The organism is Endozoicomonas sp. (assembly GCF_965196975.1).
Lineage (GTDB): Bacteria > Pseudomonadota > Gammaproteobacteria > Pseudomonadales > Endozoicomonadaceae > Endozoicomonas.
In genome coordinates this window covers 214615-239752 of record NZ_OZ239981.1, presented here as the reverse complement: position 1 = coordinate 239752, position 25138 = coordinate 214615, and the positions used below count along the sequence as shown (strand labels likewise).

Genomic DNA, 25138 nt, shown 5'->3' with positions numbered 1-25138 from the left:
GCTACTATGGGAACACCACTCATAATAGTTAACTGTCATGCCCGCTTCTGTTATTTCCAGCTCTACCAAAAGCATCGTTTTGCAAATTGAAGTTTCTATAGATTCAGGCAACATGCTGAATCTTGAAGATAGTTTACAGCGTGCACTCAATGAAGCCGGGCAGCTTGGAACAAAAGAGTTATTGGGGCTATTTGAATCACCCAATAAAGAACCTATCGTCGTTAATCAGCAGAAGTGGAACTACAAAGGAAAGGTTCTTAAGCACTATGAAACCTTATACGGTCGTATACCTTTGGAGCGCTCCGTATATCAGGGTGTCAGAGGTGGCAGTACTCTGGCAGCACTTGATCTTCGTGCCGGTATTATTGGTTCAGCTACCCCCAAATTTGCCAAGTCTATCGCCTGGAAATACAGCCAGATGCCAGCGCCTGCGGTAAAAGAAGATTTTGAGACCAACCATCAAAGGACGCTTTCAAATTCTTATATCAAGCATTTATCGGACAGAGTAGGTGCATTAATTGAAGACCAGCAAGACACTCACTACCACCTTCCTCCACTAAAAGAGCCTGTTGAAACAATAGCCATTGGTCTGGATGGAACCTGCATGCTGCTTTGTGAAGAAGGCTGGAGGGAAGCCATGTGTGGGACATTGAGCCTATATTCTGCAGATGGAGACAGGCTCCACACGATATATACAGCCAGTTCGCCAGAGTATGGTAAACAAAGCTTTATGAGCAAGCTCGACGAGGAGATTGCAGATCTAAAACGACTCTACCCAAATGCCACATACATCGGGGTAGCTGACGGGGCTAGAGAAAACTGGAGTTATTTGAAACAACATACCTCTGGGCAGATACTCGATTTTTATCATGCATCTGAATATTTAGCTGGAGCAGCGGAAGCACTGTTTCCAACCAGTAAGGCGAAGCGACACCAGTGGCTTGAAGACAGGCTACATAGTTTGAAAAACAAGCGTGGAGCAGCCAAAAAAATCCTTCAGGAAATTGAATCAGCCGAGCTCCCGAAAAAGACAATCGCACTGACAGAGAAGCGCTACAAAGCTGTGAGCTATTTTACAAACAATCACCAGTTAATGAATTATCATCAGGCGCTTAAACGCCATTGGCCAATAGGTTCAGGAGTTACTGAAGCGGCTTGTAAGACTCTGGTAAAGCAACGATTATGTGGTTCTGGAATGAGGTGGAAAGCAACAGGAGCGGAAGTGCTTTTGACAACAAGAGCACTGATCCAGAGTAAGGGGCGCTGGGAACAACTTTGGTCTGAGTTCATGACTGGAAAGGTTGAAGCTAACCTATGAGTCAGTTATCAAATTGAGAGAGCACCCGTTGGGTTTCGTTTTGTCAATAATGATAGAACACAGCCCCCGATTCGGATGGTAACTGGCTACCATAGCGATCAAAAAGAATGGTTTATTAGCAGGGCATCAACGTTTGGCGTATTTTCTCTCTTGTCTTTAGGTCTGGTGGTGAATGCGCGCTATAGAAATTACTCTGCAATATTCTTTGGCTTGCTGCTTCTTGGGGTTGAAATTCGGACTGGAGAGCTTCAATCATTAATAAGGGAGGTATTTCCAAACGAGCTTCAGTTTAATCCGCTTTTTCAGGGGAGTCATTTATTAAATACTTTGAGGTCTTCTGAGGAGGTGGAGTGACATGTTGTTCCATGGTACCAATTATTGATTTACCGTTAAGCCCTGTATCTCAATAAACCGGTTCTGGCTGGTGTGGCTTTGTGCTGTTCGGTTTTTAGGCGCGACCTTTGGCCACTTTCTTTCCTTTTTGAACGATGCTTTTGCTTGGCATGTGTTGCTCTGGCGATGGTGGTGGGCTGTTATGGGGAGATAAGCCATTAGTTTTCGAAGAGGCGGCATGTCTGATTTGGTAAGGTTCTTGAGTAAAGGGCTTTATTTCCTCTTGCCAAACGGTATAATACCGCTCCCGTTTCCCGATTGAGCGCCCAATGTTTTGAACAGGCCGGTATTGCTGATCTGGGGCTATTAGCCTGGCTCTTGCCCAGCAGGGAACGGCCATGTAGGAACAGGTATCGCGTCAGCGGTATCATAGAGGCGAATTTAATGAAAACTTTTAGTGCTAAGCCAGAAACCGTAAAACGTGACTGGTTCGTAGTTGATGCCGAAGGCAAAACGCTGGGTCGTCTGGCAACAGAAATCGCTCTGCGTCTGCGCGGCAAGCATAAGCCGGAGTTCACTCCTCATGTGGATACTGGCGATTACATCGTTGTAGTAAACGCCGAGAAAGTACGTGTTACCGGACGTAAGTCTACTGACAAGATGTACCACCGCCACACCGGTTACATCGGCGGCCTGAAGTCCATGAGCTTTGATAAGCTGATCGGACACAAGCCTGAGCTGGTAATCGAACTGGCTGTTAAGGGGATGCTGCCCAAGAATGCTCTGGGTCGTGCCATGTACAGCAAGCTGAAGGTTTATGCTGGAAGCGAGCACCCACATGCTGCTCAGCAGCCTCAGCAACTGGAAATCTAATCAGGGGTGGTTATGTCTGTAACTCAATACTACGGAACTGGACGTCGTAAGTCCTCAACCGCACGTGTTTTTCTGAGAGCTGGTTCTGGCAGTATTACTGTCAATGGCCGTACTCTTGATGAATACTTCGGTCGTGAAACTGCTCGAATGGTAGTTCGTCAGCCACTGGAACTGACTGAGCTGACTGAAAAGTTCGACATCAAGATCACTGTATCTGGTGGCGGCGGTTCTGGTCAGGCTGGTGCTATCCGTCACGGTATCACCCGCGCGCTGATGCAGTACGATGAGACTCTGCGCTCTCCTCTGCGTAAGGCTGGCTACGTTACCCGTGACGCTCGTGAAGTTGAGCGTAAGAAAGTGGGTCTGCGTAAAGCTCGTAAGCGTCCACAGTTCTCCAAGCGCTGATATTGTGCTCAAACAGTCTGCCGGTTTTTCCAGCAGGCTGTTGGACTACTGGAAAACTTCCCTTTATGCCTCTTTCGGGAGAGCGTATCGGGAAGTTTTTTTATGTCTGAAGAATTTGTTAAAAAACGTATGCCCTGTTTTCTCTATGGGCATTTTTTTTATGCGCTAAAACCAGTATCATTACGCACTGCCGCTTATGTGGGTAAGTATAATGCGATGCGGCTTTATTGTTGGGGGTTGATTGCAGCTGTCAGTGTTGCCCTTTTAGGGTGCAGGTGGTTCTGCGAGAGAGCTTTTGAGTCTATCTTTTTGTGAGACGGCTTAACAAAAGCCCTGTTTCAGAAGTAAATCTGTTATCATGTCTGATGTCTTTTGTTTGGTTTTGTGATGAACGGACTGTGATAGACGGCATCCTGCCAATAATAAAGTTTGGGGTTCAAAAACGGAAAGCCGGTTTAATAATCGATTGGAAGTTTACTGAGTTCCTGGCTGGGGGTCTGAGGAGACCTCAGTTATCACACCCATGAACAAAAAGAAGTCATTGGGCATTCAGCCCGGATGGGGAGAGTAGGTTAATGAGTGACAACGGCGTAAACAAAGGCCGGCGCCGCTTTCTCGTGGCAGCGACTTCGGTGGTGGGGGCTGCCGGGGCTGTAGGGGTTGCTACGCCTTTTCTGAAGTCGTGGAACCCGAGTGCAAAAGCAAAAGCTGCCGGTGCACCTGTCAAAGTCAATTTAAGTAAGCTGGAACCTGGTCAGCAGGTTGTCTATGAATGGCGGGGTAAACCAGTCTTTGTACTGCGCCGTACCAAAGACATGCTTAATGAACTGCCATCACAGGATGGTCGTTTGCGCGACCCTAAATCCGAAAACTCGGATCAGCCTGAGTATGCCACCAATCCTTACCGTTCACGCACGGAAGACGTTTTAGTACTGGTCGGTTTGTGTACCCACCTTGGGTGTTCTCCAAAATATCTGCCGGAAGTCAAACCCATGGAGTTTGATGCCAACTGGAAGGGTGGGTATTTCTGCCCCTGTCATGGTTCGCGATTCGATCTGGCTGGTCGTGTGTATAAAGGAGTGCCCGCCCCAACGAATCTGGTCGTGCCACCTTACTCCTTTGAAGGCGATGATATTCTGATTATCGGTAAAGATGAGGAGAATGCGTGATGGGAAATAAAATAATGGATTGGGTTGATGCCCGACTTCCCGTCACCCAGGCGTGGGAGAAGCATCTCAGCAAATATTATGCGTCCAAAAATTTCAACTTCTGGTATTTTTTTGGTTCTTTGGCCCTGCTGGTCCTGGTTAACCAGATCCTGACCGGTATCTGGCTGACCATGAGTTATGTGCCCAGTGCTGAAGCGGCTTTTGCTTCTGTTGAGTACATCATGCGGGATGTGGAATATGGCTGGTTGATCCGCTATATGCATTCTACCGGCGCATCCATGTTCTTTGTGGTTATTTACTTCCACATGTTTCGTGGTCTTCTCTATGGATCCTACAAAGCTCCACGGGAGTTGATCTGGATCTTTGGTATGGCAATCTACCTGGCGCTGATGGGGGAGGCCTTTATGGGTTACCTGTTGCCCTGGGGGCAGATGTCCTACTGGGGTGCCCAGGTTATTATTTCCCTGTTTGGAGCTATTCCGGTTATTGGTCCGGATCTTCAACAGTGGATTCGTGGTGACTTCCTGATCTCCGGTATTACCCTTAACCGCTTCTTTGCGCTGCATGTCATAGCGCTACCGATCGTTATTCTCGGCCTGGTTGTTCTGCATATCCTGGCGCTGCATGAAGTCGGCTCAAACAATCCGGATGGTATTGAAATCAAGAAAAATAAAGGGCCTGACGGTGTGCCTCTCGATGGTATCGCTTTCCACCCCTACTACACCGTTAAAGATATTGTGGGTGTTGTGGTCTTCCTGTTCGTCTTCTGTGGAATTATTTTCTTCTTCCCTGAGATGGGCGGGTTTTTCCTTGAGCATGCCAACTTTGAACCGGCTAACGGCCTGAAGACGCCAGAGCATATTGCACCAGTATGGTATTTTGGGGCGTTCTACTCCATCCTCCGGGCGATTACCTTTGATATTGGGCCAATCGACTCCAAGCTGGGTGGTGTGATAGCCATGGGTGGTGCAATTGCTATTCTCTTTGTTCTGCCATGGCTGGATCGCAGCCCGGTTAGATCATGGCGCTATAAGGGTATTATCAGCAGAACCAGCATTGTGGTGTTTGCCTTTGTCTTTATTCTACTGACTTGGCTTGGAACGCAGCCGGCTACTGAGACTTACACGCTCATTGCCCAGATTTGTACGCTGATTTACTTTGCGTTCTTCCTGTTGATGCCTTTCTACACTCGATGGGAGAAGACCAAACCTGTACCGGAGAGGGTGACCGGCTAATGAAAAGAATAATACTGACCATTAAGTTGTTTCTGGTTTCGGTGCTGTTTTCATCGTTGGCAGCAGCAGCAGCAGCCGGTGGGGGCTACCCTCTTGATGAGGCCAATGTGGATCCTTCTGACAAGGCTTCACTGCAACGGGGGGCGAAATATTACCAGAACTTTTGTGCAGGCTGCCATGCCACCCAGTACCAGCGCTATGAGCGTGTAGCGGACGATCTGGGTATTCCTCATGATCTGATGATGGAAAATCTGGTATTTGATAAGTCGGCCAAGATTGGTGACTTGATGCACAACAGTATGGATCCAAAGGAGGCAAAAGTCTGGTTTGGTGCGGCGCCTCCAGACCTGACGCTGGTGTCCCGTGTTAAAGGTGGGCCTGACTGGTTGTATACCTACCTCAGAACTTTTTATGAAGACCCAAGCCGCCCTTATGGGGTGAATAATAAGGTCTTCCCGGATGTTGGTATGCCTCATGTGCTTCTGGAGCTTCAGGGGGTGCAAATCGACAATTGTGGTGATACAGACCCAACGGCTCGTGACCCGCTGACCGGAGACAAAATCTGTGGCCTGACGATTGATCCTGAGCGCAAGGGGAGTATGACGCCAGCTGAATACGATCAAATGGCCTATGATCTGACCAACTTCCTTGCATATTCTGCGGAGCCAATGCAAGAGCAACGTAAGCAGCTGGGTATTTATGTATTCCTGTTCCTGGCGGTATTCCTTGTGTTTGCCTATCTGCTCAAGCGCGAATTCTGGAAGGATGTTCATTAATTAATAGTCGCCGTCATCGGCTGTCTAAATTATAAAGCCCACAAGAAGCTTCTTCTTTGTGGGCTTTATGCGTTTTGTGGTTGTAAAAAAATCCTTTGCTTAGTTTCATCTCTGGCTGTCAGTAGAAGGGATTGCTAAGATTCCAGTTTTCTGTATCTCCCTCTGGTATTTAAGACTATGAGTAAATCACTTCGTGATCAGCTGATAAAGGCTGGTCTCGCGACCAAGCAGCAGGCATTACAGGCGAAAACCAGTAATAAGAAAAAGAAAAAGCAGGCCGCCAAGTCCGGTGAAATGACCGATCAGGAAAAGCGCCGTATTGAACTTGAGAAAGAAAGGCAGGCTCAGGCTGAGAAAGATCGTGAGCGGAATCGACAGCTTGAGGATGAGCGTCAGCGTAAGGCGCTGGATGCTCAGGTTCGTCAGCTGATTGAAACAAATCGGTTGTCCCGTGATGGGGGTGAAGCAGAATATAAGTTTGTTTATGAAAATAAAATTAAGAAACTGTATGTTACTGATGAGCAGCTGACCAAGTTGGAAAGAGGGTTGCTGGCTCTGGCTGTTCTGGGTGAGGATTTCCTGGTTATTCCTGCCCCGGTGGCCAGTAAGATTGCAGAGCGTAAGCCTGAAGCGATTGTCATGCAGAATGATAAGTCTGGCGATTTGACTGAGGAAGAAGAAGATTGGTACGCGGATTATCAGATTCCGGATGACCTGATGTGGTAACGGGGGCTAACCCCCCGTTCAATAATGCGTTCTCATGATGTCAATTAATGCAGGAGAACCATTGCAGGAAGCGTTGTCTAACGAATTAGTCAACAGTAGCCAGGGCTTCAATTTCTACTTTCACATCTTTTGGCAGGCGGGCGACTTCAACCAGGCTACGGGCAGGGAAGGGTACTTTGAAGTACTGTTTGTAGACTTCGTTGATATTGCTGAACTCATCCATATCACGAACGAATACGGTGACTTTTTTCACCCGGTTCATGCCGCTGCCTGCAGCTTCCAATACCGCTTTCAGGTTTTTCAGACACTGATGAGCCTGCTCTTTGGTGTCTTCGGAGACTTCTCCGGTTTCCGGATCGATAGGCAGCTGGCCTGATGTGAATACCAGGTTGCCAAAGCGCATGCCCTGAGAGTATGGGCCGATCGCTGGAGGAGCGTCAGGGGTTTCGATCACTTTTTCCATGATAATTAAGCCAGTTTGTTTAGGGAAAGGGGCGAAATTCTAGAGATGTGGAGTGTGTTTGTCATCGGATCAAAGTCAATGAATGGGTATGTTTGGGTATAAATACTTAAATTGATCGAATCAGTATTATAGATAGATAAGAGAAGAAGGTTGTGCGAAGTGGGCAATATGTTGGTAGCACAACGGCCAAAGTGAATGTGGGAGGCAGTTGTGCCGCTAATGGGTTCTATTTCTGGCCCCATTTTGAAAAATATTTAATCGCTAGCTGCTTCTTTTGAGGCTGGTTTTGTAATTCCAGTGGTAATTGTGTCTTTTCTCAGGTCAAAACACCCTTGTACATCAGGGCTGCTAAGTGGGCCGGAGCAGAGTGAAAATATGTTGGCTTTGTTGGCATCAATTGCCTGGCCAGCACCAATGTTGGTGATGAAAACCTGATTTTTTAAGTCGGCTCCGTACTCTGATTGCAGTTGGGATATCTCATCTTCAATCACTTGAAGGGGGTTTTCAATGTCAGGATGCTCGGATGCACTGGTTTTAAACGTACCTGGCGGTTGTATAATGTAGATTGCTCCGACTTCGTCTGGCCTTAGCTCTTGTATCTGCTTCATTGGTGCATTGATAAAATGGGTCTTATCTTGCATTACAAATGCGTTATATTTTTCCCGGTTTAGGGGTGGGCGCTTTAGAAAGCCTGATTCAGGATAAAATGAATAAACCTTAACATTGGATCCAAGCTGTATTAGTTGAGGGACAGTAGTACAACGACCTAATACGGTGTGAAGCCTAACGGGATCATTTTGCACTTCTTCAGAAATTGCTCCGTGCCATGTTGCTCTATTATTGGGGTCTATTGATAGCGGTGTTATTGTTTTTGGGGTGATAAAGACGACTGTGATTTTCCAGTTGTCCAGGCTTTTGTCATGGTATTGTTTAATTAATGCTTCTTCGTATTTCAGCTGATAGCCAACCACTGCCGGTCGAGCCGTCTCATCGTTTTTAGGATATTCCTTCTTTCTTTGTTGTGAAAGTGCTGTGACTTCTTTTTTGAAACTGGCTTTCTGTTCGTGATTTAAATGATCCTCTTTATCTAAGTCAATCAAATGCAGTATTTTTTGTTGTATAGAGTCTGATATCAGCACGGAATTAGTTGAGTTTATTTTATGGGAACGTTGAGTGGTACAGCTTGATAGAAGAAAAAAAACCGAGATTAAAGATAAAGCTGGAAGCTTAAGGTTCATGGTAAAAATTTCTCATTTCATAGACTTATAGGCAAGGCTAGCTCTATTTTTGAGATCTTTAATCTGTATTCGTTATGAAAGAATAATATTTAAATTCTATTCTGTAATTGATAATTTTAAGCTACCTAGGCTTTAAATATTAACTGAATGCATCTAGCTACTGCCATTGTGGCTTGTTCATGATGAGCCAGTATTTAAAGAATTGGAAGATGGTTATGGGGTTGTCTTGCTGACTGCCACCACAGGTTTGATATGCACGCTTGACTTCGTTTAATACTTCAGCAAATGCTACAGCTGCGCTGAGCTCTATAAGGCTGGCAGGATCATTTTGTGTTAATGCTCTATCTATAACACCACGATCGGCAAGATGCTTATTTTGAATTGTCTGAGACAATCTCTCCACATCGGCTTGCCGCTGCTCAGGCGTTTTCTTCAAGAAGTTGTGAGCAGCAAAAGTTGTTCTGTCGATTAGCTCGCAAAGTAATGGAGTAATGTCAAGATAACGTGTTCTATCTTGATTATCTGTTACGGTGTTAAACCAAACGTGTGAAGACGTGTTTGGGTGTTGCTCACTCATCAATTGTTTAATTTCCTGAGGCCAACTAGCTTGTAATATAAAAAATGATTTAGTCAAAAGTGCTTTGGCAAATTGTCCTGGTTGAGAATGAGTGCCTTGCTTTTCATGCAACTCTCGGCTTTTTTGATCAATTAGACGTAATTTGTCTCTAGCTTCGTCTAACTGTGTCATGTAAGTTGATTGACGTCTTGTGTCATTCAGGACTTCTTGCGATATTTTTTGATCGGCTGCGGAAGATAGTCGCTTCAGCTCATCTTGAAACGTCTTGCATTCTCCAGTGAAGCTGATTTTCCTTGGGATCCTTGGAGTATAAGTATCGTATTCACATACCCTGGCACGACGAGCCTCTATGTCGGCAAACTCCATTGCAAAGTAGGAGTCGGGATGTTCATTTTTTAAGATGATGGTCTGATAGTCAGAAATATCAACCTTGTAACCTCCCCAGATGCAGGCAGAGGCGGTCTGCAAGGATGCAGAGAGTCCACTCAATACTCGAATAGCAAAATAGTTGGAATCACTATTATGGTACGCATGGGAAAATGCTCCGAAAATGCCGAGAGAGTCCATTGATATACCCCTGAATAGTGTTCTTTTGTTTGGTTGATTTCTGGTTATAGACCGGTATTCATGATCGAAGTTCAAAAAACACTACTCATCCGGTGGTTAATTTATCCTGATCGTTACGAGTGGTTTCCTTGGGGAGGGGGGCTATTTTGATTAGGAAATAGCTATGAAATACCACTATTCACTCTATTTATCTCAAATGAAACGTCACTACTAAACGGCTTCTTTTGATTTTTAGTGAGGTCGTGTTTATGAATACAGGCTGCACCGCAATTTAAGCCAGTAAGCATCGGATCAGTTGAGATACCAACCTGCTTTTGTATTTTCTTTTATTTAATAACAGCCATAGCTGCCTTTTCATCGGCTGCTTTGGAAAGGGGAGCCGAACCAGCTCACCTTGTATCAGTTCATTGGCAATGCAGAGCTCAGATAGGCAGCTAATCCCAATGCCTGAACGCACCATGCTCTTGATGGCCTCAGTCTGGTTAAGCTCCATCTTCAGATGCCTTTGCCGTAAATACTGACCAATATGAAGCTCAAACAGCATACGAGTGCCTGATCCTGGCTCTCGCAGTATCCATTCTGTTTGCTCAAGGTTTTCAATAGTTACCGCTTTGCTTTTTGCCAGAGGGTGTTCGCTGCTGCAAAAGAGAACCAGATGATCCTCTCGCCAGGGAATCGTTTCAATGCCAGGGTGCTGGCAGGGGCCTTCCACACAGGCCAGGTCGATCTCCAGTGATGCCAGCTTTTCAATGATGGTGGTGGTGTTGTGAATGTCCAGTTCTACGGTGATTTCTGGATGGTTTCTTTCAAACCGGGCAAGCTCTTCCGGTAAGAGGTAGTTGCCGATGGTGGTACTGGCACCAATCGTCACTTTGCCACTGTGGTGGTCGCTGTTATTGAACAGTCGTGAGATCTCTTCGCTGCGATCGAGTAACTCGCAGGCAAGAGGCAGGAGCCTCTTTCCTTCTGAGTTCAGGATAAGTCGATTGCCTGCGCGGTCAAACAGTTGGCAGCTTAAGTGCTTTTCCAATTCAGACAGAGCCATGCTGGTTGCTGGCTGTGATAGATATAACTGGCGTGCAGCCAGTTGAACCTGGCCGAGAGTCGCTATGGCCCTGAATACCTGCAGTTGTCTTAATGTTATATGCACGCTATTGCCGCCCGGCTTGCCTGATTATCTTATTGAACTCTATAGAGTATAAGTAAAACTGAATCTATCTATCCATAAGTTTGATTTTTCTTATTTTTAGTTGGGTTATATCTTTATTCCAACTATTTTCTGGAGATGAGTACAAGTGGCCGTTGTCAGTCAGTTAGAAGATGGCTTGCAGATGCATAAAACCGATTTGAGTGTCCGTCTCAGGAAGGTGCCAACTCCGCTGGGAGGCCTGGCGCTGGGTATTGCCAGTTTGGGAGCGGTCTGGGCACTAGTGCTGCCCGGCTTTGCCGAATGGTTTAAGTTGTCATCGGCACTGGTGGCCAGTGTGCTGGTTTTGGCCATTATTCTGAAATTTATGAGCAATCCTGACCTGTTTCGGGAGGATCTTGCTCACCCTGTGGTCAGCAGTGTGATGCCAACCTGTGCGATGGCCAGTATGGTGATTGCGCAATCTTTGTTGTCATTGGCACCTGCTTTTGCCAAAGGACTCTGGTTGATGGCTGTTGTTGCTCATCTCCTTTTATTTGTAGGGTTTACGGTTCACAGATTTATTGATTTCCATTTACACCATATGGTTCCAAGCTGGTTTGTCCCGCCGGTGGGTATTATTGTGACGGCAGTAACCAGTGCGGGTATGGGGCATGAAAAACTGGTCTTTACGTTGTTTGTTTTTGGACTTTGCTGCTACTTCATAAAGCTGCCAGTGATGCTGTATCGCCTGATTTTCAGAGAGGCGATTCCTGATGCGGCGCTGCCTACATTTGCCATTATGGCGGCACCGGCGAGCCTCTCTCTGGCAGGTTATCTGTCCATAACTAACCAGCCAAATTACTTACTGGTTGCAGTCCTGCTGCCATTGGCTATTTTTATGACGAGTCTGGTCTATGTTGCGTTTGTCCGTCTACTGCGCCTGCCGTTTTCACCTGGATATGCGGCTTTCACATTTCCAATGGTGATTGGGGCTACAGCGTTGTTCAAGCTGGCGGATATACTTAATCAACAGGGCTATCAAAAAGTTTGTGATGTTATTAACAATCTGGCCGGTTTTGAACTTTTGGTGGCGACGGTGATCGTATTTTATGTTGCCCTCCGCTATCTCTGGTTTTACTTCTCACCTCGCCATCCCTGAGGTATGTCGAGACATGGACTGACCGGTCAATATGGCCATGGGTAAATTGAACTCATGGCCTTAAATGTCGAACTTATGATCCCTCTTTATTTCGGCATTTATTTATAAACGGAACAGGAAATGTCGGTAACACATTCTGGCGCTGGTCTCGCCATCCCCATGCTGATCTTCTGCGGCCTTTTCTTATTGGCGGCTATCTCAGCGATCCTTCTTAAAAAGCTGCGTTTTCCCTATACCATTGGACTGGTTGTGATCGGTATGGCCCTGGGGATAGCGGCTGAGTATTGTGAAATACTGGCTCCCATCCTCCGTCTTTCCCTGACCCACGACCTGATCATGTATGTTTTGCTGCCTGTGCTGGTTTTTGAGGCGGCCATCAATATAAAGCTGTCGGCTCTTATGAAAGAGCTAGTGCCTGTATTGATGCTGGCAATTCTGGGTGTGGTTCTGTCAACCCTAGTTGTTGGGGTGATTCTCGGTGAATTGACGCCTCTGACACTTGCCGGTGCACTGCTGTTTGGTGCGCTGATTTCGGCAACGGATCCGGTCGCCGTTATTGCGCTTTTTAAAGAGGTGAAAGCGCCTGAGCGGATGTCTCTGCTGATGGATGCCGAGAGTTTGTTTAATGACGCAACCGCGATTGTCATGTTTGGTATTGTTCTTTCGATTATTCAATCGGGAACCGGGCTGTCTGGTAACACTGTTTTTGCGGCTTTTATCGAGTTCTTCAGGGTTTTCTTTGGCGGAATTTTTGTCGGTACGGCCATGGGGGCGGGAATGCTGGTATTGCTCCGGTTATCCAGGGGGATGCCTTATGTTCACATTGCGCTGACAACCATTCTTGCCTTTTCCAGCTTTATCATCGCAGACCATGTCTTTGAAACCTCTGGTGTGATGTCAGTGATCGCTGCCGGGATTATCACTCGCAGCTATGGCCGCCGGGCTATGGCGGACTTTATGACATTGCGCCACCTTGATCCTTACTGGGAGTTTATGGCGTTTGTTGCCAATAGTTTTATTTTCCTGCTGTTAGGGTTAAGTGAGGACTTCCTGCTTCGGAATATTGAGCATCTCAGCATGTTCTATCCCACGCTGATCATTGCCATTGTGGCTGTGCTCCTGGCGCGCTTCCTGGTGGTATATCTGTTGCTGCCAGTCAGTAATTGGATTCCACTCAGTGGAAAGGTGGACAGTAGTTCAATGAAGGTGATGTTCTGGGGAGGGTTGAGAGGCGTTGTGCCGGTTGCCCTGATGCTGTCAATTCCGGACTCCATGCCTGAAAAGCGAATGATCATAGAAATGACGCTTGCTGTTATTCTTTTCTCACTGCTGATTCAGGGGACTACCATTGGCTGGTTGATGTCCCGTCTGGGGATAAAAAGGGAAGCTTGACTCTACTCAATTGAATCAATATTTGGGTGCTGCTGGGTCTCAGCCTTATAATACCTGTTTTGGCATTCTATCAGCCTGCTCCCATTCAGGCTCAGGTCTTATTGAGAAAGCAATTTCATGACTGTACGCACCCGTATTGCACCTTCCCCTACCGGCGATCCCCATGTCGGTACTGCTTATATTGCTCTGTTTAATCTGGCGTTTGCCAAGAGTCAGGGCGGCCAGTTTCTGCTGCGTATCGAAGATACCGACCAAACAAGAAGTACGCCAGAATCTGAGCAGCAGATTCTCGACTCCCTGCGCTGGCTTGGGTTGAATTGGGATGAAGGTCCTGATGTTGGTGGTCCGCATGGTCCTTATCGCCAAAGTGAGCGTCGTGAGATCTATGCTGAGCACGCTCATGTGCTGTTGAACAAAGGGCATGCTTTCCGCTGTTTCTGTTCATCTGAGCGTCTTGATGCCCTGCGTGCAGAGCAAATGGCCAATAAGCAGACGCCTGGGTATGATGGCCACTGCCTGCATCTTTCTGAAGATGAAGTCCAGGCCCGGCTGAATGCGGGTGAACCTCATGTGGTTCGAATGAAGGTGCCTGAGAGCGGCGTCTGCAAAGTGGATGATATGCTGCGTGGCACCATCGAGATTGACTGGTCTCAGGTGGATATGCAGGTACTGGTGAAAGCCGATGGCATGCCAACCTATCACCTGGCCAATGTTGTTGATGATCACCTGATGGAAATCACCCACGTTATTCGTGGTGAGGAATGGATTAACTCTGCACCCAAGCATCAGTTGCTGTATGAGTACTTTGGCTGGGATATGCCTGTGCTTTGTCATATGCCATTGCTGAGAAATCCTGACAAGAGCAAGTTGTCCAAGCGGAAGAACCCAACCTGTATTACTTACTATCGTGATATGGGCTATCTGCCAGAAGCGCTGTTGAACTACCTTGGTCGTATGGGGTGGTCCATGCCGGACGAGCGGGAGAAATTCAGCCTGGAAGAAATGCTGGCGGATTTTGATATCAAGCGGGTATCTCTGGGTGGTCCAATTTTTGACCAGGAAAAGCTCTCCTGGTTGAATGCCAGCTGGATCCGCGAAAATCTGACCACAGAGCAGTTTGCTGACCGCCTGCATCACTGGTTACTGAATCGTGACTACCTGATGAAGTTTCTGCCAATGGCGAAAGAGCGGGTTGAGCGACTGAGTGATTTTGCGCCCATTGCTGCCTTTATGTTCTCCGGTATGCTTGATCTGTCGTCTGAAGACTTTGCCCATAAAAAGCTGGAAGCGGGTGATGTTAAAAAGGTGCTGCAGTTCACTCTCTGGAAGCTGGAACAGCTGCGTCAGTGGCAGCGCGATCAGATTTTCTCTGAAATTAAAGGGCTTTCCAAAGCGATGGACATCAAACTGGGTGATTTTAATCATCCAATTTTTGTTGCTATTGCTGGTACGCCAAATTCCTGGTCTGTCATGGAGTCGATGGAGATCCTTGGACCGGACATGACACGTGCACGCCTTCGTCATGCTGTAGAGGTGTTGGGGGGCGTTTCCAAAAAAGAAGCTAAGCGTCTGGAAAAAGAGTTTGCAGCGCTCTAACCCAGCTTCTTTGCTCTGAGGCCGGTTGTGTACCGGCCTTTTTTATAGATGCATATATAACTGCACTATTATTTGAGCATAATTTTTATAAGCGACGCTTGACAGGATAGGGGGGCATCCATATCATTCGCCCTGCGTTTCGGGGGGCAAACAAAGAGTTCTTCGAAAGGCGCTAAAGCAGAAAGCAGTTGTTAAATACATTAAGTATTGTTGCTGCGAAAGTTTTGGGGCTATAGCTCAGCTGGGAGAGCGCAACACTGGCAGTGTTGAGGTCAGCGGTTCGATCCCGCTTAGCTCCACCATTTTATTGCGGGAATAGCTCAGTTGGTAGAGCGCAACCTTGCCAAGGTTGAGGTCGCGAGTTCGAACCTCGTTTCCCGCTCCAAATCTAGAACTTAAGTGATTTTTACATCATTTAAGTCAGAAGGATTGCGTCCCCTTCGTCTAGTGGCCTAGGACACCGCCCTTTCACGGCGGTAACAGGGGTTCGAGTCCCCTAGGGGACGCCACTTATTTACAAGGTTGGAAGAGCCTTTATAATCCATCTTCATTGCGGGAATGGCTCATTGGTAGAGCGCAACCTTGCTAAGGTTGAGGTCGCGCTTTTCTTGTGACAAGAACGAACCTCGTTTCTCGCTCAAAATCTAGAGCTTAAGTGGTTTTTATATCATTTAAGTCAGAAGGATTGCGTCCCCTTCGTCTAGTGGCCTAGGACACCGCCCTTTCACGGCGGTAACAGGGGTTCGAGTCCCCTAGGGGACGCCACTTATTCTCTTTATAGAGATAAAGGTTGGAAGAGCCTTTATAATCCATCTTCATTGCGGGAATAGCTCAGTTGGTAGAGCGCAACCTTGCCAAGGTTGAGGTCGCACTTTCTTGTGACGAGAATGAATCTCGTTTCCTGCTCCAAATCTAGAGCTTAAGTGATGTTTATATCATTTAGGTTAGAAGGATTGCGTCCCCTTCGTCTAGTGGCCTAGGACATCGCCCTTTCACGGCGGTAACAGGGGTTCGAGTCCCCTAGGGGACGCCACTTATTCTCTTTATAGAGAGAAAGGTTAGAAGAGCCTTTATAATCCATCTTCATTGCGGGAATAGCTCAGTTGGTAGAGCGCAACCTTGCCAAGGTTGAGGTCGCGAGTTCGAACCTCGTTTCCCGCTCCAAATCTAGAGCTTGAGTGATGTTTATATCATTTAAGTCAGAAGGATTGCGTCCCCTTCGTCTAGTGGCCTAGGACACCGCCCTTTCACGGCGGTAACAGGGGTTCGAGTCCCCTAGGGGACGCCACTTATTCTCTTCATAGAGAGCAAGAGATGAAGATCTCTTAAATCATCTTCATTGCGGGAATAGCTCAGTTGGTAGAGCGCAACCTTGCCAAGGTTGAGGTCGCGAGTTCGAACCTCGTTTCCCGCTCCAATTTCAAAGTGTTGTATTTGTTATAAAAAATGGCATAATGCGACAGGTTGATATGGGGCTATAGCTCAGCTGGGAGAGCGCAACACTGGCAGTGTTGAGGTCAGCGGTTCGATCCCGCTTAGCTCCACCAAACATCGTTTGATGTATGTGTCCCCTTCGTCTAGTGGCCTAGGACACCGCCCTTTCACGGCGGTAACAGGGGTTCGAGTCCCCTAGGGGACGCCACTATTACAGTTGTTGTGTGAACAGTGGTGTCCAGCTTTTTAAGCTGATGACTCAAATATGCGGGAATAGCTCAGTTGGTAGAGCGCAACCTTGCCAAGGTTGAGGTCGCGAGTTCGAACCTCGTTTCCCGCTCCAATAAAAAAACCAGTCGAATTGACTGGTTTTTTTATGTCTTGAATTTTCTACCCCTCCTCACTCTTTAATGTCTTCCGATTATTATGACTTTTGTTAGTGGTATCTCTTCCTGGGGTGGACAGGAAGAGTTTTGCTGGCAGGTTAGCTGACCTTGGGATTTAGCTCTCCAGAGTTGTAACGGAGGTACATGGCTTCCAGACTGCTGGTCGGGATTTTGCTTCCCTGGCCAGCACAACCAAATGCTTCATAGCGATGAATACAGATCTCTTTCATGGCTTGTGTAGAGGCTTTCAGGTACTTCCGAGGATCAAATTCCGATGGGTTTTCCTGCAGAAATCTGCGGATAGCACCGGTAGAAGCCAGGCGCAGGTCGGTATCAATGTTGACCTTGCGCACTCCATTTCGAATGCCTTCCTGAATTTGCTCAACCGGAACGCCATAGGTTTCCGGGATGGAGCCTCCATGGTCATTAATCACTTTCAGCCAGTCCTGTGGAACAGAAGAAGAGCCGTGCATCACCAGGTGAGTATTCGGGATGCGCTGGTGAATGGCGCGGATGCGGTCGATGGCTAGGATATCGCCCGTAGGAGGGCGGGTAAATTTGTAGGCGCCGTGACTGGTGCCGCAGGCAATGGCCAGGGCGTCCACGCCGGTCGCTTTTACAAAGTCAGCCGCTTCATCAGGGTCGGTCAGTAACTGGTCGTGAGACAGGGTTCCTTCAGCGCCGACACCGTCTTCTTCACCTGCCTGTCCGGTTTCCAGTGACCCCAGGCAGCCGAGCTCGCCCTCTACTGAAACACCGCAGGCGTGTGCCATATCCACGGTTCTACGGGTAACCTCAACATTGTATTCGTAGCTGGAGGGGGTTTTTCCATCCTCCATGAGTGAGCCGTCCATCATTACCGAGGTAAAACCAAGCTGGATGGATCGCTGGCATACTGCCGGGCTGGTGCCATGATCTTGATGCATGACTACCGGAATATCCGGGAATTCTTCGGTTGCCGCCAGGATGAGGTGGCGAAGGAAGGGGGCGCCGGCGTACTTTCTTGCCCCCGCAGAGGCTTGAACGATAACAGGAGAGTCGGTTTCATGCGCCGCTTCCATGATGGCGCGCATTTGTTCGAGGTTATTGACATTAAATGCCGGGATACCGTAGCCATTTTCTGCAGCATGATCCAGCATCTCGCGTAGGCTAATCAGGGCCATTACCCGCTCCGTTCAGTGAATTGAATGAAAGAGAGTATTATTGCCTCTGATTGTGCAACTATGCAAAGTTGTGTTGAATTTTGTTTTGAGAAGGAGGGGGGGGGGAGGACACCGGCGGCAGCCGGTGTCTGGTCTGAATTACAGTACGTCGATACTGTTCAGATCGTGATGAGCCTGTTCGAGACGGGAGATCATGGTCTCCTGACCGGCACGCAGCCATACGCGAGGATCGTAGAACTTTTTGTTTGGCTTGTCAGCACCTTCAGGGTTGCCCAGCTGGCCCTGCAGGTAAGCTTCGTTCTTCTTGTAGTAGTTCAGAACGCCTTCCCAGCATGCCCACTGGGTATCGGTGTCGATGTTCATCTTCACTACGCCGTAAGATACAGATTCGCGGATCTCTTCCAGGGTAGAGCCAGAACCGCCATGGAAGACGAAATTCAGAGACTTGGCTGGAATACCGAACTTCTCAGAGCAGTACTTCTGGGAGTTGTCCAGGATCTTTGGTGTCAGCTGAACGTTGCCTGGCTTGTACACGCCGTGAACGTTACCGAAAGAAGCAGCGATGGTGAAGCGGTGGCTGATCTTGCTCAGAATTTCGTAAGCATAGGCTACGTCTTCTGGCTGGGTGTACAGCATGGAGCTGTCCATGTGAGAGTTGTCTACACCGTCCTCTTCACCGCCCGTACAGCCCAGTTCGAATTCCAGTGTCATGTCCATCTTGGCCATACGCGTCAGGTATTCGGCGCAGGTAGCAATGTTTTCTTCCAGAGACTCTTCGGAGAGGTCGATCATGTGAGAAGAGAACAGTGGCTTGCCGTGTTGCTCGTAGAACTCTTCACCCGCAGTCAGCAGGGCGTCAATCCATGGCAGCAGCTTGCGTGCGGCATGGTCAGTGTGCAGGAGTACAGGGATGCCGTAAGCTTCTGCAACCGCGTGAACATATTTTGCGCCGGCAATGGCGCCCAGAGCGCCAGCAGGGTCAGTCTTAAGGCCTTTACCTGAAAAGTAGGAAGCGCCACCGTTAGAGAACTGAATGATGACTGGAGACTTGACTTTGGCAGCAGCTTCCAGAACTGCGTTGATTGAATCGGTACCAACAACGTTCACTGCTGGCAGTGCAAACTCACCGGCCTTGGCAGCTTCAAAGATTTTCTGAACGTCATCACCGGTAACGACGCCTGGCTTTACCAGGTCCAGGATTTTCTGGGACATGTGACTGATCCTTCCTCGATCAAGGGTTAACAGTGTGTTTTCAGTTTGAATGCTGTGTCTGGTCAGGATTTCTTTTCTTGTAGCCCAAGCTCAATGACGGGAAAGATCGAATCATCCATCGTTTTTTGAAGAGGGCTAAAAAATTCCGGCTTAGACACTTCAAATTCTTGCTAATGATACGGAAAGGTTACAACAGGTAAAGCCTTTTTCCTAATGAATAAAAAACTATGGCAGGGGAGTTTTATAACTGTTGTTTATTGTTGTTTGTTTCTGTTTTTGTTCGGTGCGATTGTGTTTTTCATACAGCCTGAATTTGAAAATGTTTTTTTTAGTTTATTGGTTTTTATTGAAGATAGCGTTTTTATAAGCTTTTCCTGAGATTAAATGTAGAAAAAAACATGTCAATGTATGAATGCTATTGATAAATTTTGATGCTCTTTTTGCAAAAAAAATCAATAGCGGTTTCTTGATTTGAATCAGTTTTTTTGTGGTTTAGAACTTACGCATTGACAGCTCTGATAAAAGATGGTCTCAGCCAGTCTTTACCATCAGAGAAGCTCTTAATGAAGTCCCAAATAGCATCCTTGAGCGCATCATTCTTAACGCGATAGATGCTACTGAGAGATTCAGATACTTTCTTGGCCTGAAGGCAGGCATACCCAAAGATAGAGGCAAAAATATGGTTCCTGACCTGCTGCTTTCCTCTCACCTGAAAGCGCTCAATACTGCAGAGTTGTTTCAGCGCCCGGTGATACTCTTCGATCGCCCAATGGTGCAGGTGAAGTTCATTAAAGCCTACCTGTGGTGATACCTCTGATCCAGCATGGGGTGTGTAGACGACGTAATGGCGCAGCTCGTTTTTTAGCCGCGTCCGGTACAAACGCACAGAACCAAAATTACGTAGCCAAACGGTTATTCCCTCTTCAGGAATCTCCAGGCTCTGCACTTGTTGGTAGTCACCCTTTTGGATAGAAACAGTACGGTTGCTTTTAACGGCAAACATAAAACCCAGACCGTTGTTTTTCACAGTCTTCAGGTTTGCGGCACTGCTATACCAGGAATCCCCCGTAACAAATGCAGGTCGTAAGCCCCATACAAGTACTTCTTTCAGCATCTCGAGAAAATAATCATTTTTGGACTTTCCGTCCGCAGAGTCATAGATAGGGTGCTCTCTCAATTTGATAACTGACTCATAGGTTAGCTTCAACCTTTCCAGTCATGAACTCAGACCAAAGTTGTTCCCAGCGCCCCTTACTCTGGATCAGTGCTCTTGTTGTCAAAAGCACTTCCGCTCCTGTTGCTTTCCACCTCATTCCAGAACCACATAATCGTTGCTTTACCAGAGTCTTACAAGCCGCTTCAGTAACTCCTGAACCTATTGGCCAATGGCGTTTAAGCGCCTGATGATAATTCATTAACTGGTGATTGTTTGTAAAATAGCTCACAGCTTTGTAGCGCTTCTCTGTCAGTGCGATTGTCTTTTTCGGGAGCTCGGCTGATTCAATTTCCTGAAGGATTTTTTTGGCTGCTCCACGCTTGTTTTTCAAACTATGTAGCCTGTCTTCAAGCCACTGGTGTCGCTTCGCCTTACTGGTTGGAAACAGTGCTTCCGCTGCTCCAGCTAAATATTCAGATGCATGATAAAAATCGAGTATCTGCCCAGAGGTATGTTGTTTCAAATAACTCCAGTTTTCTCTAGCCCCGTCAGCTACCCCGATGTATGTGGCATTTGGGTAGAGTCGTTTTAGATCTGCAATCTCCTCGTCGAGCTTGCTCATAAAGCTTTGTTTACCATACTCTGGCGAACTGGCTGTATATATCGTGTGGAGCCTGTCTCCATCTGCAGAATATAGGCTCAATGTCCCACACATGGCTTCCCTCCAGCCTTCTTCACAAAGCAGCATGCAGGTTCCATCCAGACCAATGGCTATTGTTTCAACAGGCTCTTTTAGTGGAGGAAGGTGGTAGTGAGTGTCTTGCTGGTCTTCAATTAATGCACCTACTCTGTCCGATAAATGCTTGATATAAGAATTTGAAAGCGTCCTTTGATGGTTGGTCTCAAAATCTTCTTTTACCGCAGGCGCTGGCATCTGGCTGTATTTCCAGGCGATAGACTTGGCAAATTTGGGGGTAGCTGAACCAATAATACCGGCACGAAGATCAAGTGCTGCCAGAGTACTGCCACCTCTGACACCCTGATATACGGAGCGCTCCAAAGGTATACGACCGTATAAGGTTTCATAGTGCTTAAGAACCTTTCCTTTGTAGTTCCACTTCTGCTGATTAACGACGATAGGTTCTTTATTGGGTGATTCAAATAGCCCCAATAACTCTTTTGTTCCAAGCTGCCCGGCTTCATTGAGTGCACGCTGTAAACTATCTTCAAGATTCAGCATGTTGCCTGAATCTATAGAAACTTCAATTTGCAAAACGATGCTTTTGGTAGAGCTGGAAATAACAGAAGCGGGCATGACAGTTAACTATTATGAGTGGTGTTCCCATAGTAGCTGTGAAAATAGAGCACTATTGTTTCAATCATTCAGAGAGAGCACCCCATAGATACGGAAATTGACAGGAAGGCTATAGCCTTTGATATCGGTGTAATAGAGCGTTATGAGATTAATGCCCTTGACGGCTTTATGATGCTTGCCCGAGTAATGATAGCCGATGAATGCCGTGTAGTTACTGTACGGCTTATCCAGCACCGTATCATCAACCGATAGCGTGCCCCCATCAAGAATCAGCCTTGCGGCTACTTCCATGAAAAGGTCATTGGGAGCAAAGTCTTCACGTTGTAGAAAACGGTTAACGCTGTGGTGTGACATATCTCCGATCTCACTAAGGCGAGTACAGGTTGCTGATTTCGGCTCACACAATAGAAACCCTGTATATTTCGGCAAATCACACCCAGCTGTTGTAGGTCTTGTTATCTTTCTACGCACGACGACATCCGCTATTTTTTGCTGATCTAGCAATTTTTACAGCTGCCTGTCAATGCGAAAGTCCTATGGTTTTCTTGTGTTGTAATGCTGAAAACAGCAAACGACATATACCTGAATTTAAAAAATAAATACGTTTAAATAATTTTGTGGAATAAAAGTTTTGCGACATTCGATAAATATTCAGTGGCTAATGCCTGAAAATTTATCGAAATAAAGAATTTAGCAATAAATGGCAATGGTCAGGCATTAATACTCAGGATGCACTATCTTGAGGGTGTTGAAATAGAAGACGGACATCTGATGGTTGCCAGCTTATTAAACAGTATTCCTATTTCGAGCGAAGACTTAAAACGAAAAGCCTCGAGATTATAGACAGTTTTTTAAAGGTTATCTTGGTTAACTACTAGAGGGCGATAATCATGGCCGGAAAAAAGCAGGCTGAAAAAACCGTAAATAAAGATGCGGTTGTTCAGGATGTTGATGCTCAGATTAATGCATTAATTGAGCGGGCAATGGTTGCAAGGGAGAAGTTTCTTAAGCTGACGCAGGAAGATGTCGACAGGGTGACAAAAGCCATGGCCCTGGCTGGTCAGGCTGCTCATATGGAGCTTGCCCGAATGGCGGTTGAGGAGACTGGGCGTGGTATCCTTGAAGATAAGGTGACCAAAAACATTTTTGCGACTGAGTATGTTTACCACTCCATCAAGTACGATAAGACGGTAGGCGTTATTGAAGACAACGCTGAAGAAGACTTCATGCTGGTTGCTGAGCCTGTAGGTATTGTTTGTGGAGTTACTCCGGTGACCAACCCGACATCCACCACCATGTTCAAGTCTATTATTTCTACCAAAACCCGTAACCCTATTATTTTTGCCTTTCACCCTTCTGCACAGAAATGTTCCAGTGAAGCTGCCCGGATTGTTCGCGATGCAGCAGTTGCAGCCGGTGCGCCTGATGACTGTGTGTTGTGGGTGGAGCATCCTTCCATTGAAGCTACTCAGAAGCTGATGACGCACCCTGAAGTTGCTGTCATTCTGGCGACAGGTGGTTCCGGCATGGTTCGAGCTGCCTACTCTTCCGGTAAGCCTGCGCTGGGTGTCGGTTCTGGTAACGTACCTTGCATTATTGACCAGTCTGCGGATATCAAACAGGCCTGTAATGACCTGGTTATGTCCAAGAGTTTTGATAATGGCATGATCTGCGCTTCTGAGCAGGCCGCGATTGTTCATCAGGCGGTTTATAAAGAAGTCGTCAAAGAGCTGAAGTCTCAGAATGTTTACTTCACCACGCCTGAAGAAACCAGACGGCTGGCTGAAGTGGTCATTCATGACGGTCATGTAAACAGTAAGATTGTTGGCATGAAGCCTTCTTATATTGCGGAGCTGGCTGGTATCAAGGTGCCTGAGAATACCCGTATTCTGGCTGCAGAAATTGAGGGGGTAGGTCCAGAGTTCCCGCTGTCCCGTGAGAAGCTGTCTCCAGTTCTGGGTGTACTTAAGGCTAAAGATGCGCACCATGCTATTGAGCTGGCGGACCAAATGTTGAACTTTGGTGGTCTTGGTCACTCAGCTGTACTTCACGCCCAGGATAACCAGGTGATTGATGAGTTCTCTCTGGCCATGAAAGCGGGTCGTATCATCATCAACTCACCAAGCACCCATGGCGCCATTGGTGATATTTACAATACCAATATGCCTTCCCTGACTCTGGGATGTGGTACCTACGGCGGTAACAGTACAACTTCCAACGTATCTGCTGTTAATTTGATTAACGTGAAGCGTGTTGCTAAACGCCGGGTCAATATGCAATGGTTTAAACTTCCCAGAAAGATCTACTTCGAGGCTAACTCTCTTCAGTACCTTGAAAAGATGCAGGACATCTCTCGTGTATTTATTGTGACCGATGAGGTTATTCAGTCCCTGGGCTATGTTGATAAAATTCTATACCACTTGAGAAAGCGCTCTACACCGGTTCAGGTTGAAATCTTCAATCAGGTTGAGCCCGATCCAAGTCTGGAAACCGTTCGCAATGGTGCCCGTGAAATGGCGCGCTTTAATCCGGATGTGATCATTGCTCTGGGCGGTGGTTCACCGATCGATGCAGCTAAGGGAATGTGGCTTTTCTATGAACAGCCAGATGCCGACTTTGCCGGTATGGCCCAGAAATTCCTCGATATCCGCAAGCGTGTCTATAAATTCCCGCACCTGGGCAAGAAGGCGAAACTGGTTGCGATTCCAACCACGTCCGGTACGGGGTCTGAGGTAACGTCATTCGCCGTTATTACCGACAAGGAAAAAGGGGCCAAGTACCCGCTGGCTGACTATGAGCTGACTCCAGATGTGGCGATTATAGATCCTAATCTGGTACTGACAGTTCCTAAGAAAGTGGCTGCAGATACTGGTCTGGACGTGCTGACCCATGCGATAGAAGCTTATGTGTCCATCATGGCTTCAGATTACACTGATGCGCTGGCTATGAAAGCCATCCAGCTGGTCTTTGATTATCTGCCACAGTCTTATGAAACGGCCGACAGAAAAGCGCGTGAGAAAATGCATAATGCTTCCTGTATTGCCGGTATGGCATTTGCCAACGCATTCCTGGGGGTAAACCATGCGATCGCTCATAAGCTGGGTAATGAACTTCATATTTCTCACGGCCAGGCTAATGCGGTGTTATTGCCGCATGTGATTGAGTATAACGGCTGCCCTAATCCAACCAAGGTGGCATCATTCCCGAAATATCAGTACTACATTGCCCATGAGAAGTATGCTGAGATTGCCAAAATGCTGGGCTTGCCTGCCAAGACTCCGGAAGAGGGGGTCAAATCGCTGGCTAATGCGGTTCGTGACTTGATGAAGCGACTGGGTATGCCTGCTTCTCTTCAGGAGATTGGTGTTGATGAGTCTCTGTTTAAGAGTAAAATCAGCATGCTGGCTAACCATGCGTTTGAAGATCAGACCACAACGGCAAACCCTCGCTTGCCATTGATTTCTGAGCTGGAAGAACTGCTCACCAAGGCTTACTACGGTAAATAATCTTCGACTG

General features: G+C 47.2%; 20 protein-coding genes, 13 tRNA genes and 1 pseudogene. 25 read left to right on the top strand and 9 right to left on the bottom strand.

What is annotated here, in order from left to right:
* Positions 1 to 37: 37 nt before the first annotated feature.
* The 8 genes from ACOCLE_RS01185 (at position 38) to ACOCLE_RS01150 (ending at position 6835) form a co-directional block, all read left to right on the top strand.
* Positions 38 to 1318 carry an ISKra4 family transposase gene (locus tag ACOCLE_RS01185; RefSeq protein ID WP_419532972.1) on the top strand — a complete coding sequence of 427 codons (1281 nt, stop codon included), beginning with the start codon at positions 38 to 40 and terminating at the stop codon, positions 1316 to 1318.
* A gap of 75 nt (positions 1319 to 1393) precedes the next feature.
* A complete protein-coding gene (locus ACOCLE_RS01180; RefSeq protein WP_419535165.1) occupies positions 1394 to 1672 on the top strand; it encodes a hypothetical protein in 279 nt (92 codons plus the stop codon).
* 423 nt (positions 1673 to 2095) lie between these two features.
* Complete coding sequence (gene rplM, locus ACOCLE_RS01175) at positions 2096 to 2524, top strand: 50S ribosomal protein L13 (RefSeq protein ID WP_020581462.1); 429 nt, start codon at positions 2096 to 2098, stop codon at positions 2522 to 2524.
* 12 nt (positions 2525 to 2536) lie between these two features.
* A complete protein-coding gene (rpsI, locus tag ACOCLE_RS01170; protein WP_066015250.1) occupies positions 2537 to 2929 on the top strand; it encodes a 30S ribosomal protein S9 in 393 nt (130 codons plus the stop codon).
* A 575-nt stretch (positions 2930 to 3504) separates the two neighbouring features.
* On the top strand, positions 3505 to 4098 hold the full coding sequence (petA, locus tag ACOCLE_RS01165; protein WP_419535164.1) for a ubiquinol-cytochrome c reductase iron-sulfur subunit: 594 nt from the start codon (positions 3505 to 3507) through the stop codon (positions 4096 to 4098).
* Positions 4098 to 5333 carry a cytochrome b gene (locus ACOCLE_RS01160; protein ID WP_419535163.1) on the top strand — a complete coding sequence of 412 codons (1236 nt, stop codon included), beginning with the start codon at positions 4098 to 4100 and terminating at the stop codon, positions 5331 to 5333. The genes petA and ACOCLE_RS01160 overlap by 1 nt, the downstream gene beginning before the upstream one ends.
* On the top strand, positions 5333 to 6109 hold the full coding sequence (locus ACOCLE_RS01155; protein ID WP_419535162.1) for a cytochrome c1: 777 nt from the start codon (positions 5333 to 5335) through the stop codon (positions 6107 to 6109). The genes ACOCLE_RS01160 and ACOCLE_RS01155 overlap by 1 nt, the downstream gene beginning before the upstream one ends.
* A 177-nt stretch (positions 6110 to 6286) precedes the next feature.
* The gene (locus ACOCLE_RS01150; protein WP_419535161.1) at positions 6287 to 6835 is read left to right on the top strand and encodes a DUF2058 domain-containing protein; all 549 of its coding nucleotides are present in this window, start codon (positions 6287 to 6289) and stop codon (positions 6833 to 6835) included.
* Between the two features lie 85 nt (positions 6836 to 6920).
* Here the strand turns inward: ACOCLE_RS01150 and ACOCLE_RS01145 are convergent, their stop codons facing one another.
* The 4 genes from ACOCLE_RS01145 to ACOCLE_RS01130 all read right to left on the bottom strand — a co-directional run bounded on the left by ACOCLE_RS01145 (position 6921) and on the right by ACOCLE_RS01130 (position 10830).
* Complete coding sequence (locus ACOCLE_RS01145; RefSeq protein WP_419535160.1) at positions 6921 to 7298, bottom strand: RidA family protein; 378 nt, start codon at positions 7296 to 7298, stop codon at positions 6921 to 6923.
* 254 nt (positions 7299 to 7552) lie between these two features.
* The gene (locus ACOCLE_RS01140; RefSeq protein ID WP_419535159.1) at positions 7553 to 8536 is read right to left on the bottom strand and encodes a hypothetical protein; all 984 of its coding nucleotides are present in this window, start codon (positions 8534 to 8536) and stop codon (positions 7553 to 7555) included.
* A gap of 157 nt (positions 8537 to 8693) precedes the next feature.
* Positions 8694 to 9680, bottom strand: coding sequence for a hypothetical protein (locus ACOCLE_RS01135; RefSeq protein WP_419535158.1), 987 nt, complete (start codon positions 9678 to 9680; stop codon positions 8694 to 8696).
* 271 nt (positions 9681 to 9951) lie between these two features.
* On the bottom strand, positions 9952 to 10830 hold the full coding sequence (locus ACOCLE_RS01130) for a LysR family transcriptional regulator (protein ID WP_419535157.1): 879 nt from the start codon (positions 10828 to 10830) through the stop codon (positions 9952 to 9954).
* A 145-nt stretch (positions 10831 to 10975) separates the two neighbouring features.
* Here ACOCLE_RS01130 and ACOCLE_RS01125 point away from each other — a divergent pair, with 145 nt between their 5' ends.
* The 16 genes from ACOCLE_RS01125 to ACOCLE_RS01050 all read left to right on the top strand — a co-directional run bounded on the left by ACOCLE_RS01125 (position 10976) and on the right by ACOCLE_RS01050 (position 16733).
* Positions 10976 to 11968 (top strand): TDT family transporter, encoded by a 993-nt coding sequence (locus ACOCLE_RS01125; protein WP_419535156.1) that lies wholly within the window; start codon positions 10976 to 10978, stop codon positions 11966 to 11968.
* 120 nt (positions 11969 to 12088) lie between these two features.
* Positions 12089 to 13360 carry a cation:proton antiporter gene (locus tag ACOCLE_RS01120; RefSeq protein WP_419535155.1) on the top strand — a complete coding sequence of 424 codons (1272 nt, stop codon included), beginning with the start codon at positions 12089 to 12091 and terminating at the stop codon, positions 13358 to 13360.
* A gap of 117 nt (positions 13361 to 13477) precedes the next feature.
* The gene (gene gltX / locus ACOCLE_RS01115) at positions 13478 to 14956 is read left to right on the top strand and encodes a glutamate--tRNA ligase (RefSeq protein WP_419535154.1); all 1479 of its coding nucleotides are present in this window, start codon (positions 13478 to 13480) and stop codon (positions 14954 to 14956) included.
* Positions 14957 to 15182: 226 nt separating this feature from the next.
* Positions 15183 to 15258: transfer RNA gene (locus ACOCLE_RS01110), tRNA-Ala, on the top strand.
* A 7-nt stretch (positions 15259 to 15265) separates the two neighbouring features.
* A tRNA-Gly gene (locus ACOCLE_RS01105) sits at positions 15266 to 15341 on the top strand.
* 48 nt (positions 15342 to 15389) lie between these two features.
* A tRNA-Glu gene (locus tag ACOCLE_RS01100) sits at positions 15390 to 15465 on the top strand.
* Between the two features lie 43 nt (positions 15466 to 15508).
* Positions 15509 to 15594, top strand: a tRNA-Ser gene (locus tag ACOCLE_RS01095).
* A gap of 51 nt (positions 15595 to 15645) precedes the next feature.
* Positions 15646 to 15721, top strand: a tRNA-Glu gene (locus ACOCLE_RS01090).
* Positions 15722 to 15776: 55 nt separating this feature from the next.
* Positions 15777 to 15865, top strand: a tRNA-Gly gene (locus ACOCLE_RS01085).
* Between the two features lie 48 nt (positions 15866 to 15913).
* Positions 15914 to 15989: transfer RNA gene (locus tag ACOCLE_RS01080), tRNA-Glu, on the top strand.
* Positions 15990 to 16044: 55 nt separating this feature from the next.
* Positions 16045 to 16120 (top strand) — tRNA-Gly (locus ACOCLE_RS01075).
* 48 nt (positions 16121 to 16168) lie between these two features.
* Positions 16169 to 16244, top strand: a tRNA-Glu gene (locus tag ACOCLE_RS01070).
* Between the two features lie 53 nt (positions 16245 to 16297).
* Positions 16298 to 16373 (top strand) — tRNA-Gly (locus tag ACOCLE_RS01065).
* 54 nt (positions 16374 to 16427) lie between these two features.
* Positions 16428 to 16503: transfer RNA gene (locus tag ACOCLE_RS01060), tRNA-Ala, on the top strand.
* A 19-nt stretch (positions 16504 to 16522) separates the two neighbouring features.
* Positions 16523 to 16598, top strand: a tRNA-Glu gene (locus tag ACOCLE_RS01055).
* A gap of 59 nt (positions 16599 to 16657) precedes the next feature.
* Positions 16658 to 16733 (top strand) — tRNA-Gly (locus ACOCLE_RS01050).
* 141 nt (positions 16734 to 16874) lie between these two features.
* On the opposite strand, the gene fba is transcribed toward ACOCLE_RS01050, so the two are convergent.
* The 5 genes and pseudogenes from fba to ACOCLE_RS01025 all read right to left on the bottom strand — a co-directional run.
* Positions 16875 to 17939: a class II fructose-bisphosphate aldolase gene (gene fba, locus ACOCLE_RS01045; RefSeq protein ID WP_419535153.1), complete on the bottom strand. Its 1065-nt coding sequence runs from the start codon at positions 17937 to 17939 to the stop codon at positions 16875 to 16877.
* 138 nt (positions 17940 to 18077) lie between these two features.
* Entirely contained in the window at positions 18078 to 19151 is a 1074-nt protein-coding gene (gene fbaA / locus ACOCLE_RS01040) for a class II fructose-bisphosphate aldolase (protein ID WP_419535152.1), read from the bottom strand.
* Between the two features lie 499 nt (positions 19152 to 19650).
* Positions 19651 to 20358 (bottom strand): transposase, encoded by a 708-nt coding sequence (locus tag ACOCLE_RS01035; RefSeq protein ID WP_419535151.1) that lies wholly within the window; start codon positions 20356 to 20358, stop codon positions 19651 to 19653.
* The gene (locus ACOCLE_RS01030) at positions 20342 to 21622 is read right to left on the bottom strand and encodes an ISKra4 family transposase (RefSeq protein WP_419532972.1); all 1281 of its coding nucleotides are present in this window, start codon (positions 21620 to 21622) and stop codon (positions 20342 to 20344) included. The genes ACOCLE_RS01035 and ACOCLE_RS01030 overlap by 17 nt, the downstream gene beginning before the upstream one ends.
* A gap of 84 nt (positions 21623 to 21706) precedes the next feature.
* Positions 21707 to 22093 (bottom strand): annotated as a pseudogene (locus ACOCLE_RS01025) (IS701 family transposase); the annotation flags it as partial.
* A 419-nt stretch (positions 22094 to 22512) separates the two neighbouring features.
* Here ACOCLE_RS01025 and adhE point away from each other — a divergent pair.
* Complete coding sequence (adhE, locus tag ACOCLE_RS01020; protein WP_419535150.1) at positions 22513 to 25128, top strand: bifunctional acetaldehyde-CoA/alcohol dehydrogenase; 2616 nt, start codon at positions 22513 to 22515, stop codon at positions 25126 to 25128.
* Positions 25129 to 25138: the final 10 nt, after the last annotated feature.